This window comes from Micromonospora sp. NPDC005324, from assembly GCF_040607155.1.
Taxonomy (GTDB): domain Bacteria; phylum Actinomycetota; class Actinomycetes; order Mycobacteriales; family Micromonosporaceae; genus Micromonospora; species Micromonospora trifolii.
This window is the reverse complement of sequence record NZ_JBEXGE010000073.1, coordinates 1-14,351: the sequence shown is the minus strand read 5'-3', so window position 1 is coordinate 14,351 and position 14,351 is coordinate 1. Positions and strand designations below refer to the sequence as shown.

The window sequence follows — 14,351 nt, the reverse complement described above, 5'->3', positions numbered from 1 at the left end:
GGTCAGGGATGAGCGGGTGGTGACCCGTCGGCACCGTCCGGGGTGGCCGGTGCACCGGCGGTCCCGTCCGTGTCGAACGGCGGTGCGGCCTTGACATGGGGTAGGCCGGAGTCGAGTTTCTGGCCGCTACGGTCGAGGCTGAGCGCCCCGTACGCGGTCAGGTGCGCGCCGACGGCGAGGGCCTGCGCGCCGGTGAGCAGCACGACGAGTCGGCGGCCTTCGGTGCTGTAGGTGTGCAGCTCGACGTGGCCGTTGGTCAGCGGCCGGACCGGCAGGAACCTCTCGACCGTCGCCCCGCCGGGTGCGGTCGCCCAGATCGCTGAGCAGAGGGCGTTCCACTGCTCGTTGACGAGGGCTTCCCACTGCTCGGCGCGGGCGATCAGGTGGGCGTGTTCGGCCTCGCTGGTCGAGTGTTCGGCCATCGCGCGGGCGACCTCGGCCGCCGCGTGGTGGGCGGACACCTGGTTGGCGAGGCCGATCAACGAAGTGGCGGTGGGCTCCGGCGCGAGCATGGGCTCGGCGGCGGGCGTGGGGACGGGTGCGGTGCCGGTGGCGGGGTGCTCGCCGGTACCGGGGCCGGGCGTGGTGGCCCGGCCCCCGTGCCGGGCCATCTCAGACCGCCAGCAGCTCGAACGCGCGGGCCTTGAGGTCCGCACCGGCACCGGTCAGCGCCCGCGTGGCGCGGGCGAGGTCGGTCTTGGCGGGGGCGAAGTGGTCCACGTACTCGGTGATGGCCTGGAAGCCGGCCCACCGGGTGCCCTTGATCGCCTTCTGCGTGTCCGCGTCCCGGATCAGGTAGCGCAACGCGGCCGTGCGCTGCTTCGCGTTGTTCTTCGCGGTGTCCGACGTGTCCTCGGCCACGGGCCACACCTGCGCGACAACCTTCTCGAACTCACCCATGGTCAACGACTCGTTGATCATTTTCTCGGCTTCGGTCTCGAAGTCGTCGAACGCCTTCCACATCAGGCCGAGGGCCTGTCGGGCCTCGGCGATCTTGCTGGTGACGTTCAAGGTGTGCCGGAACGTGTACGAGCTGACCGACCGGGCGAAGGCCAGGTTCTGCGTGTTCTTGCACACGATCCGCACGGGGGTCGCATCCAGGCGCAGGGAGGCGGTGCCGTCGTGCGAGGTGGTGGCCGCGAGGTAGAGATCCATATCGTCCACCCCGGCGATCTGCATCGCGGTAGGCAGTTTGAGGGTCACGAACACCGAGCGGCCCTTGCGCATCGAGCCGGCGGTCTCGAAGTGCGCGCCGGAGGCGTCCACCAGGAGGTTGAGGGTCTCGGCGACCTGCTCGTTCTGGACCACGCTGTAGTCCTCACCGACCACCCCGAGGTACTCCGTCTCACCCGTGACCGGGTTGGTGCGCACGGTCATGTATTTGTCGGTGCAGTCGACCTTCGTCACGCCGCGCTCGGTGACCTCGATGCCTTGAAGGGCGATCTTGCGGACCTCCCAGCCGCCGAGCCATGCCTTGCTCATGACCTCCTCGGCGGTCATGCACTCGTCGGCCACGGTGCCGAGCTGGTGCCAGGCGGTCAGCCGTGCGGAGGCGAACGCCGTCTGGCCGTTCGCGAGAGTTTCGAGTTCGTGTGCCACGGTGGCACCCCTTTCCGGGTTGTGTGGTTCGGGTGGGCGGCACGGCCCGGGGTTGCGTCCCGGGGCCGTGCCGTCAACAGCAATGGTTCCTACCCTTCACGGGGCGATCAAGGCGATCGGGTGGAGTCGATGAAGGTTTCTGCGGCGAATCTGACGCCCGCCGCCGGGCGTGGGCTACCTGGTGTCGATGGCCGGGCGTAGCTGCCCGTCCGGGCCGTAGGCGTAGGCGTAGGCGTAGGCGCGGATGGTTTTGAACGGGGCCGGTAGGTACACAGCGAATCCGTGTTCGGGGATAAACCGGGTCCGGTACGCGCGGGTGATGCCCAACAGGTAGCGGTCGGGTTTGTCCCCGTGCGAACCCGGCGGGATGATGCCCGCCCCCGGCCGGTCGGCACGGGCGCGGCGGTGCCGACCGAGCGCGATGTGCGGGCACAGCGACAATGCGGCGGCCACGCAGTCGGGGTGGCCCGGCGGGTCGGCGTAGCGCATCAGCTCCGCCGCCCGAGGGCCACCGAGGAACGCCACCCAATAGCCCATCGGCTCAGCGCACAGCGAGCACCGCCGTTCGACGGCGAGGCGCGACGAGGTGATGGTGTTGATCGTGGTGAAGTCCACGTGGAACCCGCCGCCGGTCGGGTCGGGGTGGATGTTGACCGGCGGGATGGGCAGGCCACGCCGCACGTCGTGGGGACGCGCGGCCAACGCGGGCGGCAGCTCTGACACGTCGCCGGTCGGGGTTGTCATGACCGGCCGCCCACCGGTCCTGGACGGCTGTCCCTGATGACGAGGCCCGGGTTGACCGCGCGCACCAGCCGGGTCACCTCGTCCCACCCGGCCGCGTTGAACACGTGCACCTCGTACGGCACCTCCGCTACCCGCAACATGGTCAGGACGTCACCGGCACTGTCCGTGTCATCGAAGACGATCAGGATGTCAGCCCCGAGGATCGCGTACAACCGGCCGTGATCGGGCGGCCAGGACAACGAGGCGGCACACCGGAGTGCGTCGACTAACCGGCCGATGAGGTCGGCCGGATCACCGTCGTGAGTGTCGGTGTCGTAGCCCTCACCGTCGAGCCACGCGAGGTGATCGGTGACGGTCCAATCGGGGTGAGCGAGCCACGTCTACCGGACGGCTTGCCACAGCGTCAGCCGGGCCGGCACGCCCACCGGGTCGGCCGGTTGCGACCCGTTCGGGCCGGGGACCGGGCACAACGACGTGCCGTCGACGTGTGACGCGCCGGGGCGCGCGGCGAACCCGTTCAGGGGCCAGTCGCGCGGCGGCACCAGCCGCGCCGGTTGCTCGCATTCGGGGCAGCGCAGCGACCCCGGGCCGGGCGTGGTCGGTTCGTGGTCGGGGTGATCGTCCGGGGTGGTCATGGGTTGTCTCTTCCGGTTGGGGGTGGGCGTGCGGGTACCGGGGCCGGGCGTGGTGCCCGGCCCCGGCGGGACGATCGGTCAGGCTGCGACCGGGGCGGCGACGGTCTCGTCGGTGTCGGCCTCGTCGCCGGTGGGGACGTCGGCACCGGCGGGGGCGGTGTCGGTCGAGGGCCGGGTGAGGAACGTCCGGACGTCGGCCGTCGGGGCGGGCGCATCGTCGGCGAGGGCGTAAGTTTCCGGGGCCTCACGGGTCATGACCAGCACCCCAGCCGTGGCCATCTTCCGCATGCCGTTGCCGACCGCGCCGGGGCTCCGTCCGCCGATCTCACGCGCGACGGTGCCCGGGGTCACGTCGTGACCGGGACCGAGGTCACGCATGAACGCCTCAACCCGGTTGCGCAACTCGTTCTTGGCCAACTTGACCGACCCGTCGCCGTTGATCTCACCGAGGGTGCGGCCGGGGGCGGCAGCACGCCGGACCGAGGGGCGGCGGATCTTGCGGGTATGCCCGCACAGCGAGCACGTGCTGTGCGTCGGCGCGTTCGCCGGGTCCACCGCCGCGAGGTCACCGTCGGCGATCACCCACAACTCCTCGCCGTCCTCACCGACCGGCAGGCGACGGGCCACCCCGACAACCTCCATCGCGGCGAGGACCGCGTCACCCATCGCGACCGACAGGCCGCTCTCGTTGATCGCCTCGTCAGCCGTGATCCCGTCCGGGTGCCCACCCAACACCCCCGCCATGATCAACACCTTGAGGTCGGGCTGACGCGGCCCGACCGGCGCACCCGACACCGGCGCACCCGACACAGGCACCCCGGACACAGGCACCCCGGACACAGGGGCCTCGGGCAGCGTCGCCTCGTCCGCCGCCCGTTCGCCGGTCGCGTCGTCGTTGGCCGGGGTCGCCTCGTCGGACGTGTCCGGCGTCGCATCGGTGGTGGCTGGGGCGTCGTCGGCGGTCGTCGGCTCGTCCGCCGCCGGGTCGCCGGTGGCGTCGTTCTCGGCCGGGGTCGGCTCGTCGGTCGTGTCCGGCGTCGCCTCGTCGGTGGTGTCGCCGGTCGGGGTGACGGGCTCCCACAGGTCGGCGCTCTTGCGGTTGCCGTTGGTCGGCCCGGGGGTGCGGGTGGCGGTTCCGGCCTCCTCCATGTGCTTGAGGGCCTCGGTGACGACCGGCAGGGACAGGTTTTCCTGTCCGGCCAACTTGCGGGCGGTCAGCCCGGGGTGGCGACCCAACGCCTCGGCGACGACGGACCGGGCCTCGACGGTACCGGCGGTCAGGTTGGCGTTTGCAGTCATGACAATTACCTCCACAGAAAAGGGGTGGCAGCGGATTCCGCATCACGCATCACGCAATTGTTTGCGGTTCCGCCGGGGCCGTTGTTTCAGTGCCCACGTCCATGGACCCTCTGCACCGGATGATTGTCAACCCCGTTGTTCAAGACTCTTTCCGGAAACCGTTCCGGGATCCGCCATCCGCCTCAGTTCTAGGATGACGGCCGGTCGGCTATAGGCATTGCGGGCGCTGTGAGCGCCGCTGCCGAACGTTCGCAGCTCACCGGTGCGCCGGTGTGGGCGACGTTCCGCCGGGCGCGTACGGCGCGGCGGCGTGGGTCCACTGCAGAGGGCGAACGCGGCACGGGCGGGAACGAAATCCGACCCGACGAGGTGCCGCGCGTCGGGCGCACCGGCCAGCCACCGAGCGACGCCCTTCGATGGGCTGTGGCGAAAATCACTTCACGTCTTGCCGCATCAAATAACTGTTCGGCGACTCTTTGGCGCGTTCTCTATTCGCCTCTGTCAGCTCGGCACGATGCGTCGGATTGCCGCTACCTGGTCGGCCCATCCTGACAGTTTGCTGATGCGTACCACGTCACCGGTTTTCGGGGCTTGCACGATGAGACTTGACCCGATGAACATGCCGACGTGTCCGGGGTCGGTGCGGGTGCCGCCGCTACCGGGGATCAAGATCAGGTCTCCGGGGCGCAGGTGCGTCACCCCGGGGACCGGGGTGCCCTCGTGTACCTGGTCGCGTGTCGTGCGCCCGATGGTGACCCCGCCCGCCAGGTACGCCTGCTGCATCAGGGAGGAACAGTCGCACTGCCGCCGGGGGGTGCCGGAGTGTGCGGCGGTGCAGTCACCGCCGAAGGTGTACGGGGTGCCGAGCTGCGTGAGCGCCCACCCGATCGCGGTCACGACCGGCGGCGGGGTGCCCGCCGGGAGGGTGAACCCCGCCGGTAGGGACGCTGCCACGTCTGGCGGTAGCCCGTCGCCACCGTCGCAGACAACCCCGCCGGTAAATCCGGCCACGATGGCAGCGGCACGCGGCTCGTGTTGCGCGTAGGCATCCGGATACGCCGACCGTTGCACGGCTTGCGCCGCGTCGGTGAGCGGCAGCGTCTCCCACCGGGGCACCCGTCGGAGGCGTTCGTAGAACTTTGTTGCGGCGTAGTCGGGATTGGTGACCTGTTCGGGGGTGCCCCACCCTTGCGACGGTCGCTGTTGGAACAGACCCAACGAGTCGTGATCGTTGGCCGGGCCGAGATGCCCGTGGTTGATCAAGTTGGACTCTTGCAGCGCGGTCGCTACGGCGATCACCCACCCGCGCGGCGGCACGCTCATGCGCTGCCCCACGGCCACGATCGCCGAGGCGTTGCTCGCCTGTTCGGCCGTGAGCCCATCCGGGACCGTGCCCGGCGCGGTGACGGTGGCCCGGCATCCGGCGGCACCGCCACCACCGGAGAACACCCCCACGACCGCCCCGGCCCCCGCCGCGACGATGACCACCAGCAGGGCGACCACCGCGCCGACCGTCCACGAGATCACCCGTCCCACGGCGCACCGTCCCCCGTGACTGTGCTGCCCGGTAGGTCGACCAGGGTGACCCGTACCGGGTCGCCGGGTACGCGCCAGACCGGCCCGGCGGGGCCACCGTGTGCGGCGGCGTAGTCGTCGGCACCGGTCGCCAAACTCACCCCGTCCGGCACCCCGGTGCGGGACAGGTGCGCGTGCAGGTTCGCCTCCCGGGCGGCGGTAGGTAGCCAGAACAGCACCGGGTACGCGCGACGCGGGCCGAGCGCGGCATAGCCGGTGAGTTTGTCCGCGACCCGCCCCAGCGTCTCGGTACCGAGGTCCATCTCCAGCCAGAACGGCACCGCCCGCCCGCCGGTGACCCACACGCCGTGCCCGTCGGGGCGGACGAGGTTGCCGGTGGCCTCACGGCAGCGCGTCTCGTTCCACCACCGCGCCAACCGCACCCCGGCACAGTCCCGGGCGTGTGCGGTGAGCGCGACGAAAAATCCGTTCGTGGCGAGGAGGTGGTTCAACCTCGGGGACATGGCTAGTCGTGCGGTGGTGTCGCGTACGGCGGCGGGGCGGGGCATCGTCGCGCCTCGTCCGGCCGCGAGTAGGGCCGCGCCGACCGGGCCGAGGGTCCACCTCCAGGCTTGCGAGCCGGGCCTTTGGTAGTGGCGGAACCGGTCGAGGATGTCTCGGGCGTACAGCAGGTTGAGTCGGTTGCGGGCACGGCCGACCGAGCCGAAGGCGAGGTGGGAGAGGTGGTCGGTGGTGAAGGTGAAGTGCTGGTCGAGCAGGTCCAGGAGGAGACGGTCGCGGGGGGTGAGACGAGCGAGTTCACCGGCTACGACGGACGCCGTGAGGCGGGAGCTGTGGGCAGCTTGTGTACCGGTAGGAGGGATATCTCTTATCAGTCGGTGCCGGTCCACCAGTCCTCCTCACCGTCGTCCACCAGCGGGTATGACGCGTTCATGGGCGAGGGTTCAGGCGAGCGTTCCCGGTCGTTGGAGTCTTCGTTAGATCGCTCGTTAGAACCCTCTAGTGAGCCCGCCCCATGAACGGCGAAGGTGTTCCGACCGATCACCAAGCCAGGGCCGTCACCGGCGCCGACATCAAGGTCGACGTTCGAGTCGTCGGCAGCGGCGTCGGCGAGTAACTGCCGACGCTCACCCATTGGCAGACCGGTGTGCTCCCGGGCGAGCCGGCGCAGCTCGGCGGCTCGGCCTCGGATCGGCTTGGGTGGGGCGATGGTGTCCGCGGTGACCGGTGGAACGACTCGCCCGCCGGCTACCGGCCGGAGCACCACCTCGTAGCCGCCGAGGCGCATCAGGTCACCCTGGTCGAGGTACGGGCGCACGTGGTGGGCCTGGTCCACGGCGTCTTTGGGGGCGAGGGCGAAGTACACCTTGTTGCGGGCGTTGGCGTCGATCGCCTCGGCCATGTCCCCGGACAGCTGCCCAAGGTACTGGTGGGCGAGGACGAACGAGGTGTGCAGGCCGCGGGCCTCGGCGAGGGCGTCATCGATGCCGATGGGCAGGTGCAGGAAGTTGTGGCACTCGTCGAGCACGATGCTGGCATCAAGTCGGTCGGCTTCACGAATGCGGGCGCGGGCGGCGGTGGCCTGCCACAACCCCGCCAGGAGCAGCGACCCGATCAGGCGGGTGCCGTCCTCACCGAGAACCCCTTTGGGTAGTCGGGCGAGGAGGACACCGCCGTCGAGGATGTCGGCGAACCGGAACGTCGTGGCCGGCACCCCGAACAGACTGCTTGCGAGGGGGTGCGCGAGGACTAGGCGCAGGCGTGACAGCAGCGGCGCTACCAGGCCGGCGCGTTGCCCGGCGGGTAGGCCGTTGAAGCCGTCCCAGAACTCGCCGAGGGTGTTGCCCTCCCATGCCCCGAGCCGGTTCGTGGCCGCCCGGACCCGCCCGGCCCGCCACTTGGCGTCGGAGAGCAGTCGTGGGAGCTGCGCCAGGGTGGAGCCGGGCAGGTGGGCCAGGGTGAGGAGGCCGTGGTAGCAGATGTCGGCGGTGCGGTGACCCCACCACCGCGCCCACACCTTGCTCATGACGGAGGTGACGGCGGCGGCGACGTCGTGCGCGGTGCCACCGTGAACCTTCGGGTCGAGCAGGTTGATCGCCGGCGGGGCTGAGCGTTCGTCGGGGTCCACGATCACGAGGCGGTCCCCGCAGTCGGCCGGCAGCACGTCAAGCAAATCGCGGATCAAGTCGCCTTTGGCGGGGTCGAACGCGGCGACGCCGCGCCCGGCCTCAACGTCATCGGCGATCATCCGCAGCAACAGGCTGGTCTTACCGGTGCCGGTCGGCCCGCAGACGTGCAGGTGGTGACGGCAATCCTTCAGGGCGATTCCGACCCGCACGGCGGGACCGGAGTTGGCCACGCCGATCACCTTCCCGGGCAGGCCGCCCCGCTCGCCCGGTGGCACGAGATGAAGGCGGCGCTCTTCTCGGGCGGCTGGCGTAGCTGGGCTGTGGGCGGTGGTCATGAGGTGCTCCACACGGTCGGCGGGTCGCCCTCGGCCGGGTTGTCCGAGACTGGGCCGGCGGACGGGGCGGGAGGGTCGGAGGCTGGGCGGCGCTTCGGCCGGATTGCCGGGGCCGGTCCGGCGGTGAAGACGTCTCGGCTGGCGGGGCGGCGGCGGGAGGCGGCGGCGGGCATGCCGTGCGCGGACGGCTCGGCAGGCAAGCCCGCGAGGGCAGCGGTCTCGTCCACCGACGCGAGCGTCATCCGCGACGGCGGCACCCATCGCCAGGTCGCCGCGGTGTGGGCGCGGCGCAACGGGCGGCGCGCGAAATGAGGTGAGAGCAGTCCGAAGCCGGAGGTGATGTCGGCGGCGGCAGCCCGCGCTGCCGCGACGGTCGGGCCAGTGGTGGTGGCGTGGACCGCGACGAGCAGGTGCGGGGCGGCGGCCAACTTCCCGCGTGCCTGCCGCGCTAGCTCGGTCAGGTACGGGTCCGTGCGGTTGGTGGGGTGCTTGCGGGTGGTCGGGCCGGGAGTGACGAGGTCGAGGACACCGATGATCAGCGCCCGGAGGCCATCTGCGAGCAGGCCGACGGCGCGGGACGCGCCGCTGCGGGGGCGGCGGACACGCTCGGGGTGGGTGGTGGCCCGGCGCAACCCGGCGACCCGGCGGGCGGGCGCGCGGGTGACGTGAACCTGCAGCAGCCCACCCCCGGTGCGCCCGGCGGCGGCGAGCCCGTCGTAGACGGCCCGCAGCCGGTCCACCTCCGGCGGCGCGCCCGCCTCCCACCGCTGCCCTCGGCTCGGCGCGGCGTCGTCTACCAGGGGTAGCCACTCCGGCTGGGTAGGCAGCAGCGCTACGGCGGCGATCGTGCTACCGGGTGCGAAGGCCGGTGGGCGGGTCTGTTCGGCGCGGGCACCGGGCCACGCGCGTTGCAGCAGCCGGAGCACGGCGGTCGGGTTGACTCCGGGTGGCAGCCACAGTCCGCAGCGCATGCCGCGCGGGTCGGCCTGGACCTCCCAGACGAGGCGGTGCGGGCGCCACGACCACCGACTTGATGCGGGCAACGCGGTGGCGAGCAAACGCCACAGTCCGACGGTGGCGACAGGGGTTGCGGACACCGGCGGGACGATCTCCAACCAGCGGGCCTGGGCGGCGTGGGCACGCCACACCCGCCGCCGCCACCACGTCCACCCGACCCGGGCGGCGATGAGCACGGCAAGGACAGCAAGCAGCAGCGGCCAATGCGCCCGCACGAACACCGCCGACGTGGCGGGAAGGTCGTTGGCCCACGAGCCGCACATCAGATGCCCGATCATCGAGTTCGGAACCCCGTCATGGCCAGGGATGCAGGTCACAGACGGCGGCGCGAGGGTGGGGGTCGGCGGCGGGGTCGGGGTCGGTGGGATGAGCAGGGTCAGCGGGGCGGGCATGGCAGGCTCCAGAGGGTCAGCGGTGGCCGGCGGTGGGTCCGGTGACGATCAGGTGGTGCTCGACGTCGGAGGCGAGGCTGTGAAACGCGACCCGGCTGTTGCCACACGCGAGGAGCGCGTCTCCGCGCGCCGCGGACAGCAGGAAGGCCCGCTCCCCGTCGGTGAGCCCGAACGCCTCGGTGACCGCGTCGATCGCCTGCGGTGCCTGACGTAGCAGCACCTGCGTGGCCGCATTGGAGACGACGGCGCGGCCGACCTCGGTGCCGAGGACGTCAGCGGCGTCCTGGGTGACCACGGTCAACCCGGCCCCGTACTTGCGGGCGGATTTGGCGAGGCGGAACAGGAACTTCGCGCCGAGCCCGGCGCGCAGCATCAGCCACGCCTCATCGACCAGCACCATGCGCCGCACATCCGGCGACGATGAGTTGGCGACCGTGCGCCAGATCGCGTCCAGGGTGAGCAAAGTGCCGACCGGCTTCAGCTCGTCGGGTAGATCCTTGATCGCGTACACCACCAGGTGCCCCTGCGGGGCGGTGGTGGTGGGGCCGTCGAACAGTCCGGCGAACGACCCCTGCACGTACGGGTGCAGGCGAGCGGCGAGGGTCCGTCCGGCGTCGCCGATCTCGGTCAGCGCCTGCGCCACATCCGAGAGCAGCGGTGCCGGACGTCGCCAGGTGCGGGGGTCGGTGGTGATGCCCTTCGCCCGGTACGCGGCGAGCACGGCGGCGTCGAGGACCGGCACGTCGTGCGGGTCGAGGGCGGCGGTGGTGTTGTCGCCTGCGGTGAGGACCGCGACGAACGTCTGCATGAACAGGGTCCGCCGGAACAGCGCATCGCCACCGTCAGCGGCGGACAGATCGAGGGGGTTGATCCGCACACCGGGCGCTCCGGGCCGGATGATCGTCCCGCCGACCGCTGCCGCCAGCTTGAGGTATTCGTCTTCTGGGTCGACCACGAACGCCTGCACCCCGAGGTAGAGGTTGCGCAGCAGGTCCAGCTTGGCGAGGTAGGACTTGCCTTCGCCGGAGCGGGCGAGGATGACGGCGTTGAAGTTCGACTGCGCCCACCGGTCCCACACCACCACCCCGGCCGAGGCGAGGTTCAGGCCGTAGAGCACGCCCATGCCGGTGTCCCCGGCGGTGACCGGCAGGTCCGGGCTGGTGAACGGGAAGCTCGCGGCGAGGGCGTCGGTGTCGAACACCCGGCGCATGCCGAGGCTGTCGAATGCCAGGGGCAGGCTGGTGATCCAGCCCTGCAACTGCCGCCACGTCGCCGGGGCCACATCGAGCAGCAGCGACGAGGCCAGCGCTCGCACCTCGGCTACCCGATCGGTTAGGTCCTCCGGACTGGATGCGTGGACGGTGAGGTACAGGCCGACGCGGAACAGCCGTGCTTCACCTCGGGCGACACGCGCGGCCAACTCGGCGGCATCCGCCGCGGCGGCATCCAACTCCGGGTCGTCCAAGCGACCCTTCCCGGCATCGCTGCGGCGGCTCGATTCGAGTCGGCCGCGCTGCTTGCGTAGCCGGTCGGAGGCGACGACTGGGGCGACGGGTTCGATGTGCAGGGCGACGTCGACGCGGCCCGGGTAGGACAGAATTGGCTCCAGCCAGCCGGCACCGACTTCGGCCGGGTAGCCGGTCACCGCGAGGGTCGCGGAGTAGTCGTCGCCGACGTGCACCGATCGGCCGCCGACCTCGACGGCGTCGGGGCTGCCGGGCAGCACACCGGCGGTTTCGGGTGGGCGGCGGCTGCGGGGCAGGGTGGGCAGCTTCATGCGTCGTCACCGTCTTCCAGGTCGGTCATCAGGTCCGGGATCTCCGGTGCCGCCCAAGCGGTGGGGGCGGCCGGGTCGAGGCAGGCGGCGAGGGTCATCTGGGTGTCGTAGGCGTCCAGGACTGTCCCGGCGACTTCGCACCCGGCGAGGGCGCGTACCGCCTCCCGGGCCTGGTGAGCGGTGTGGCCGGGGCCGCGCCGCCCGCGCACGGCGACGGTGACGTGCCGGTGCAGCAGCTCCCGCCCGGTGGCGAGGTCGTCGAGGAACCTCGCGTGCGAACGCGCCGCCTCTTCCAGCGCCGGGTGCGGCAACGCGGGGGCGTGGTGCTCGATGCGGTCGGCGACGTGGGTCAGGTTGACGCGCTGTGCCCGCACGAGAATCTGCGTCGGGGCGTCGAGGCTGTTCAGCCAGCGGGCGAACCCAGCGACGAGGCCGTTCTGCTCGCCGGGCGAGCGCAGCCCGAACGCCACCGTCGAGGCCGACACCAGGGCGGTGGTGCCGTCCGGGCCGAGGTCGATCAGCCCGTCGGCGGTGATGCCCTTCGCGGGCAGACGCAGCGGCGCCGGAAGGGGCAGCGTGTCACCGCGCCCGCCGGTGGTGGCCACCCATGCCGGGGCTGGATGGATTTCCTCGTCGGTCGGGACGAGGCGGTGCGGGGTGCGGCGGTGCCGGATCGCGGAAAGTAGCCAGGCGTCGAGGCTGATCCCGTCGCGGCGGCCGACCGCGAGGAAGAACGCCGCCCCAGCGAGCGGGATCGTCCCCGCGATGAAGTACAGCGGGTTGACGACCGTTGCGAGGGCAGTCCAGACCGCGTAGATGATCAGCGCGGTGACGGTCAGAACGACGACCTGGCGCAGGGTCAGACCGAACACGATCCGGTCGGGCCGTTCCACGTCGGCCGGTACTCGTGCCCTCAACGGCTCATCCGGGGTTCGGCGCGGCATCGATGATCACTCCCCTTCGGGGCGGCGACGGACGGGACGCTGCGGGCTGCTCGGCGCGGCCGGGCGCAGCGGACGGGCGGACGGCTTCGCGCGCGGCGATGCCGCAGGGGAAGGCTCGCGAGGCGGCACGGGGGCCGGAGTCGCAGCCGGGATGCGGCCGGGACGGCGGGCCGGGGACGGGACTGTCGGGCGCACGGACGGGGACGAGCGGTCCGGTGGGGACGGCCGGGCGGTCGGGGACGGACCGGTCACCGGGGCCGTCCGGGGGCCGGGACGGGACGGGCTGCCGGGGACGGGACTGCCACCCGCACGGACGGGGACGGACGGGCAGCCGGGGTCGTTCGGCGTGCCGGGGTCGGTCGCGGTGTCGGGGTCGGTCGGGGTGTCGGGGTCGGTCGCGGTGTCGGGGTCGGTCGCGGTGTCGGGGCGGCGGTCCGGGTGACCCGTGGCGGGGTGGCCGGGGTAGCACCGGCGGCCGGTGATGTGCGTGCGGGCGTCGCCGGTGCTCGTTCCGCCGCTGTCGGACGCGGCCGAGCCGGTGTCACCGGCGCGGCCGAGAACGTCGGCGTGACCGGGGCCGGAGGCCGTTTCGGTGCGGTCTGAGCCAGCGGTGCCGCCGAGAACACCACCCCCGGCGCCCTGGTGGAGACCGGTGCGGAGCCGCTCGCGGCACCGCTCGCCGCCGGTGTGGTCGATGGGTGGCTGAACGGCACCGCACTCGGCGGCGGCACCGAGGCGGGCGATGCCGATTGCGGACTCGGCATGGCCGAGAACACGGCGGGCGGGACGGCACCCCTCGGGGCGGGGCCTGCGATGGCGGACGGCGTGGCGTGACTGAACGCCGGAGCGGCCGTGGTGCCGGCGGGCTGCGCGAGAGGCGTGTGCACGGAGGGGGCGTGACTGAACGCGGCTGGTCCGGCGGGCGACGGGGACGGCCCGGACGGTCCCGAGCGGGGCGGACGGGGTGGGCGCGGTGCGCCGGGGCGGGGCGGACGGCCCGGCCCGGGACGACCGGGACGGGGTGCCGTCCCTCCTCCACGGACGGCCGTCCCCGCCGTCCGTCCGGCGGCCTTCGATCCGCCCAGCGCGCCGGCCGCCAGGCCGAGGGTCTTGAACGTCAGGTAGGTCGAGACGAGCTGGCCGAGCAGACCCCGGCCGCGGGACTGACCGAGCAGACCGAGGACGAACTGCTTCATCCAGCCCGGCAGTTTGATCAGGACCCACAGCATCGTCAGACAAACCCCGATGCCGAGGAACCCGTCGGTGGTGATCGGCAGGCCGAGGACCGCCGGTCCGGTCGGGGTCAGAAACACCCGGACCGTGGCGAGGATGATGAAGGCTTGGGCGAGTTGCATGCCCAGGCACGCCCCAAACGCCCGCCACCACGTGTAGGCCAGGCCCTCGGTCTGCGGGGTGGCGTGGCACATCAACGCGAGCGGGGACACCCCGATCAGCAGGATCATGGCCGCAACGCGGAGGATGAACGTCAGCACGACCACGATGGCCATCACCAGCGCGGCGAGGATCATCAACGTCAGCAGGAAGTTGTTGCCCTGCCCGGCGTTGACCAACGCCTGGGTGAGCGCGGCAGCGGCGGCCGGACCGTCGACGCCTTGACCAGCGATCGCAGCGGTCAACGCGTTGACGGCTTTCAGGATCTCGGCGCACAACACCAGCGACAGGTTCGCCCCGACCCCGCCGATCACCAGGCGCGGCAGGATCTCCTTGAGTCCGTGCCGGCTCTGCAGGGTCTCCCGCGAGGTCACGACGAAACCGCCGATGACCACGAACAGCACGAAGACGGCGTTGGCGATGACCAAACTCGTCGTCCACATCGCCTTGACCTGCGCGTTGTTCGTCAGGTCCGGCGTCGACAGGACGGTCTTGCCGAGGGTGTTCATGACCGGGGTCAGGCCGGTCTCGACGACGTAGGCGAAGAAGTCG

General features: G+C 71.8%; 13 protein-coding genes. All 13 read right to left on the bottom strand.

The genetic code is table 11. The features are described 5' to 3' along the window. Positions 1-2: 2 nt before the first annotated feature. The gene (locus tag ABZS40_RS35395) at positions 3-611 is read right to left on the bottom strand and encodes a hypothetical protein (protein WP_354948949.1); all 609 of its coding nucleotides are present in this window, start codon (positions 609-611) and stop codon (positions 3-5) included. 1 nt (position 612) lies between these two features. Next, entirely contained in the window at positions 613-1,599 is a 987-nt protein-coding gene (locus ABZS40_RS35390; protein WP_354948947.1) for a DUF932 domain-containing protein, read from the bottom strand. 174 nt (positions 1,600-1,773) lie between these two features. Beyond that, positions 1,774-2,343: a hypothetical protein gene (locus ABZS40_RS35385; RefSeq protein ID WP_354948945.1), complete on the bottom strand. Its 570-nt coding sequence runs from the start codon at positions 2,341-2,343 to the stop codon at positions 1,774-1,776. Beyond that, a complete protein-coding gene (locus ABZS40_RS35380; protein ID WP_354948943.1) occupies positions 2,340-2,582 on the bottom strand; it encodes a hypothetical protein in 243 nt (80 codons plus the stop codon). The genes ABZS40_RS35385 and ABZS40_RS35380 overlap by 4 nt, the downstream gene beginning before the upstream one ends. Positions 2,583-2,723: 141 nt before the next feature. After that, the gene (locus ABZS40_RS35375; RefSeq protein ID WP_354948941.1) at positions 2,724-2,978 is read right to left on the bottom strand and encodes a hypothetical protein; all 255 of its coding nucleotides are present in this window, start codon (positions 2,976-2,978) and stop codon (positions 2,724-2,726) included. Between the two features lie 78 nt (positions 2,979-3,056). Then, positions 3,057-4,277, bottom strand: coding sequence for a hypothetical protein (locus tag ABZS40_RS35370; protein ID WP_354948939.1), 1,221 nt, complete (start codon positions 4,275-4,277; stop codon positions 3,057-3,059). Between the two features lie 501 nt (positions 4,278-4,778). Further along, the gene (locus ABZS40_RS35365; RefSeq protein WP_354948937.1) at positions 4,779-5,813 is read right to left on the bottom strand and encodes an NlpC/P60 family protein; all 1,035 of its coding nucleotides are present in this window, start codon (positions 5,811-5,813) and stop codon (positions 4,779-4,781) included. Further along, positions 5,801-6,676: a replication-relaxation family protein gene (locus ABZS40_RS35360; protein WP_354948951.1), complete on the bottom strand. Its 876-nt coding sequence runs from the start codon at positions 6,674-6,676 to the stop codon at positions 5,801-5,803. The genes ABZS40_RS35365 and ABZS40_RS35360 overlap by 13 nt, the downstream gene beginning before the upstream one ends. An 8-nt stretch (positions 6,677-6,684) precedes the next feature. After that, positions 6,685-8,277: a type IV secretory system conjugative DNA transfer family protein gene (locus ABZS40_RS35355; RefSeq protein ID WP_354948935.1), complete on the bottom strand. Its 1,593-nt coding sequence runs from the start codon at positions 8,275-8,277 to the stop codon at positions 6,685-6,687. Then, entirely contained in the window at positions 8,274-9,686 is a 1,413-nt protein-coding gene (locus ABZS40_RS35350; protein WP_354948933.1) for a hypothetical protein, read from the bottom strand. Before ABZS40_RS35350 ends, ABZS40_RS35355 begins: the two co-directional genes overlap by 4 nt. A gap of 16 nt (positions 9,687-9,702) precedes the next feature. Further along, a complete protein-coding gene (locus ABZS40_RS35345; RefSeq protein WP_354948931.1) occupies positions 9,703-11,463 on the bottom strand; it encodes a DUF87 domain-containing protein in 1,761 nt (586 codons plus the stop codon). Beyond that, positions 11,460-12,407 carry a PrgI family protein gene (locus ABZS40_RS35340; RefSeq protein ID WP_354948929.1) on the bottom strand — a complete coding sequence of 316 codons (948 nt, stop codon included), beginning with the start codon at positions 12,405-12,407 and terminating at the stop codon, positions 11,460-11,462. The genes ABZS40_RS35345 and ABZS40_RS35340 overlap by 4 nt, the downstream gene beginning before the upstream one ends. Before the next feature lie 248 nt (positions 12,408-12,655). Continuing rightward, the coding region (locus tag ABZS40_RS35335; RefSeq protein ID WP_354948927.1) for a hypothetical protein at positions 12,656-14,351 on the bottom strand (1,696 nt) is incomplete at its 5' end.

Bases quoted from the DNA above. Each gene is read 5' to 3' on its own strand.
- ABZS40_RS35395 (WP_354948949.1), bottom strand. From the start codon at position 611: ATGGCCCGGCACGGGGGCCGGGCCACCACGCCCGGCCCCGGTACCGGC.
- ABZS40_RS35385 (WP_354948945.1), bottom strand. From the start codon at position 2,343: ATGACAACCCCGACCGGCGACGTGTCAGAGCTGCCGCCCGCGTTGGCC.
- ABZS40_RS35375 (WP_354948941.1), bottom strand. From the start codon at position 2,978: ATGACCACCCCGGACGATCACCCCGACCACGAACCGACCACGCCCGGC.
- ABZS40_RS35370 (WP_354948939.1), bottom strand. From the start codon at position 4,277: ATGACTGCAAACGCCAACCTGACCGCCGGTACCGTCGAGGCCCGGTCC.
- ABZS40_RS35355 (WP_354948935.1), bottom strand. From the start codon at position 8,277: ATGACCACCGCCCACAGCCCAGCTACGCCAGCCGCCCGAGAAGAGCGC.
- ABZS40_RS35350 (WP_354948933.1), bottom strand. From the start codon at position 9,686: ATGCCCGCCCCGCTGACCCTGCTCATCCCACCGACCCCGACCCCGCCG.
- ABZS40_RS35345 (WP_354948931.1), bottom strand. From the start codon at position 11,463: ATGAAGCTGCCCACCCTGCCCCGCAGCCGCCGCCCACCCGAAACCGCC.
- ABZS40_RS35340 (WP_354948929.1), bottom strand. From the start codon at position 12,407: ATGCCGCGCCGAACCCCGGATGAGCCGTTGAGGGCACGAGTACCGGCC.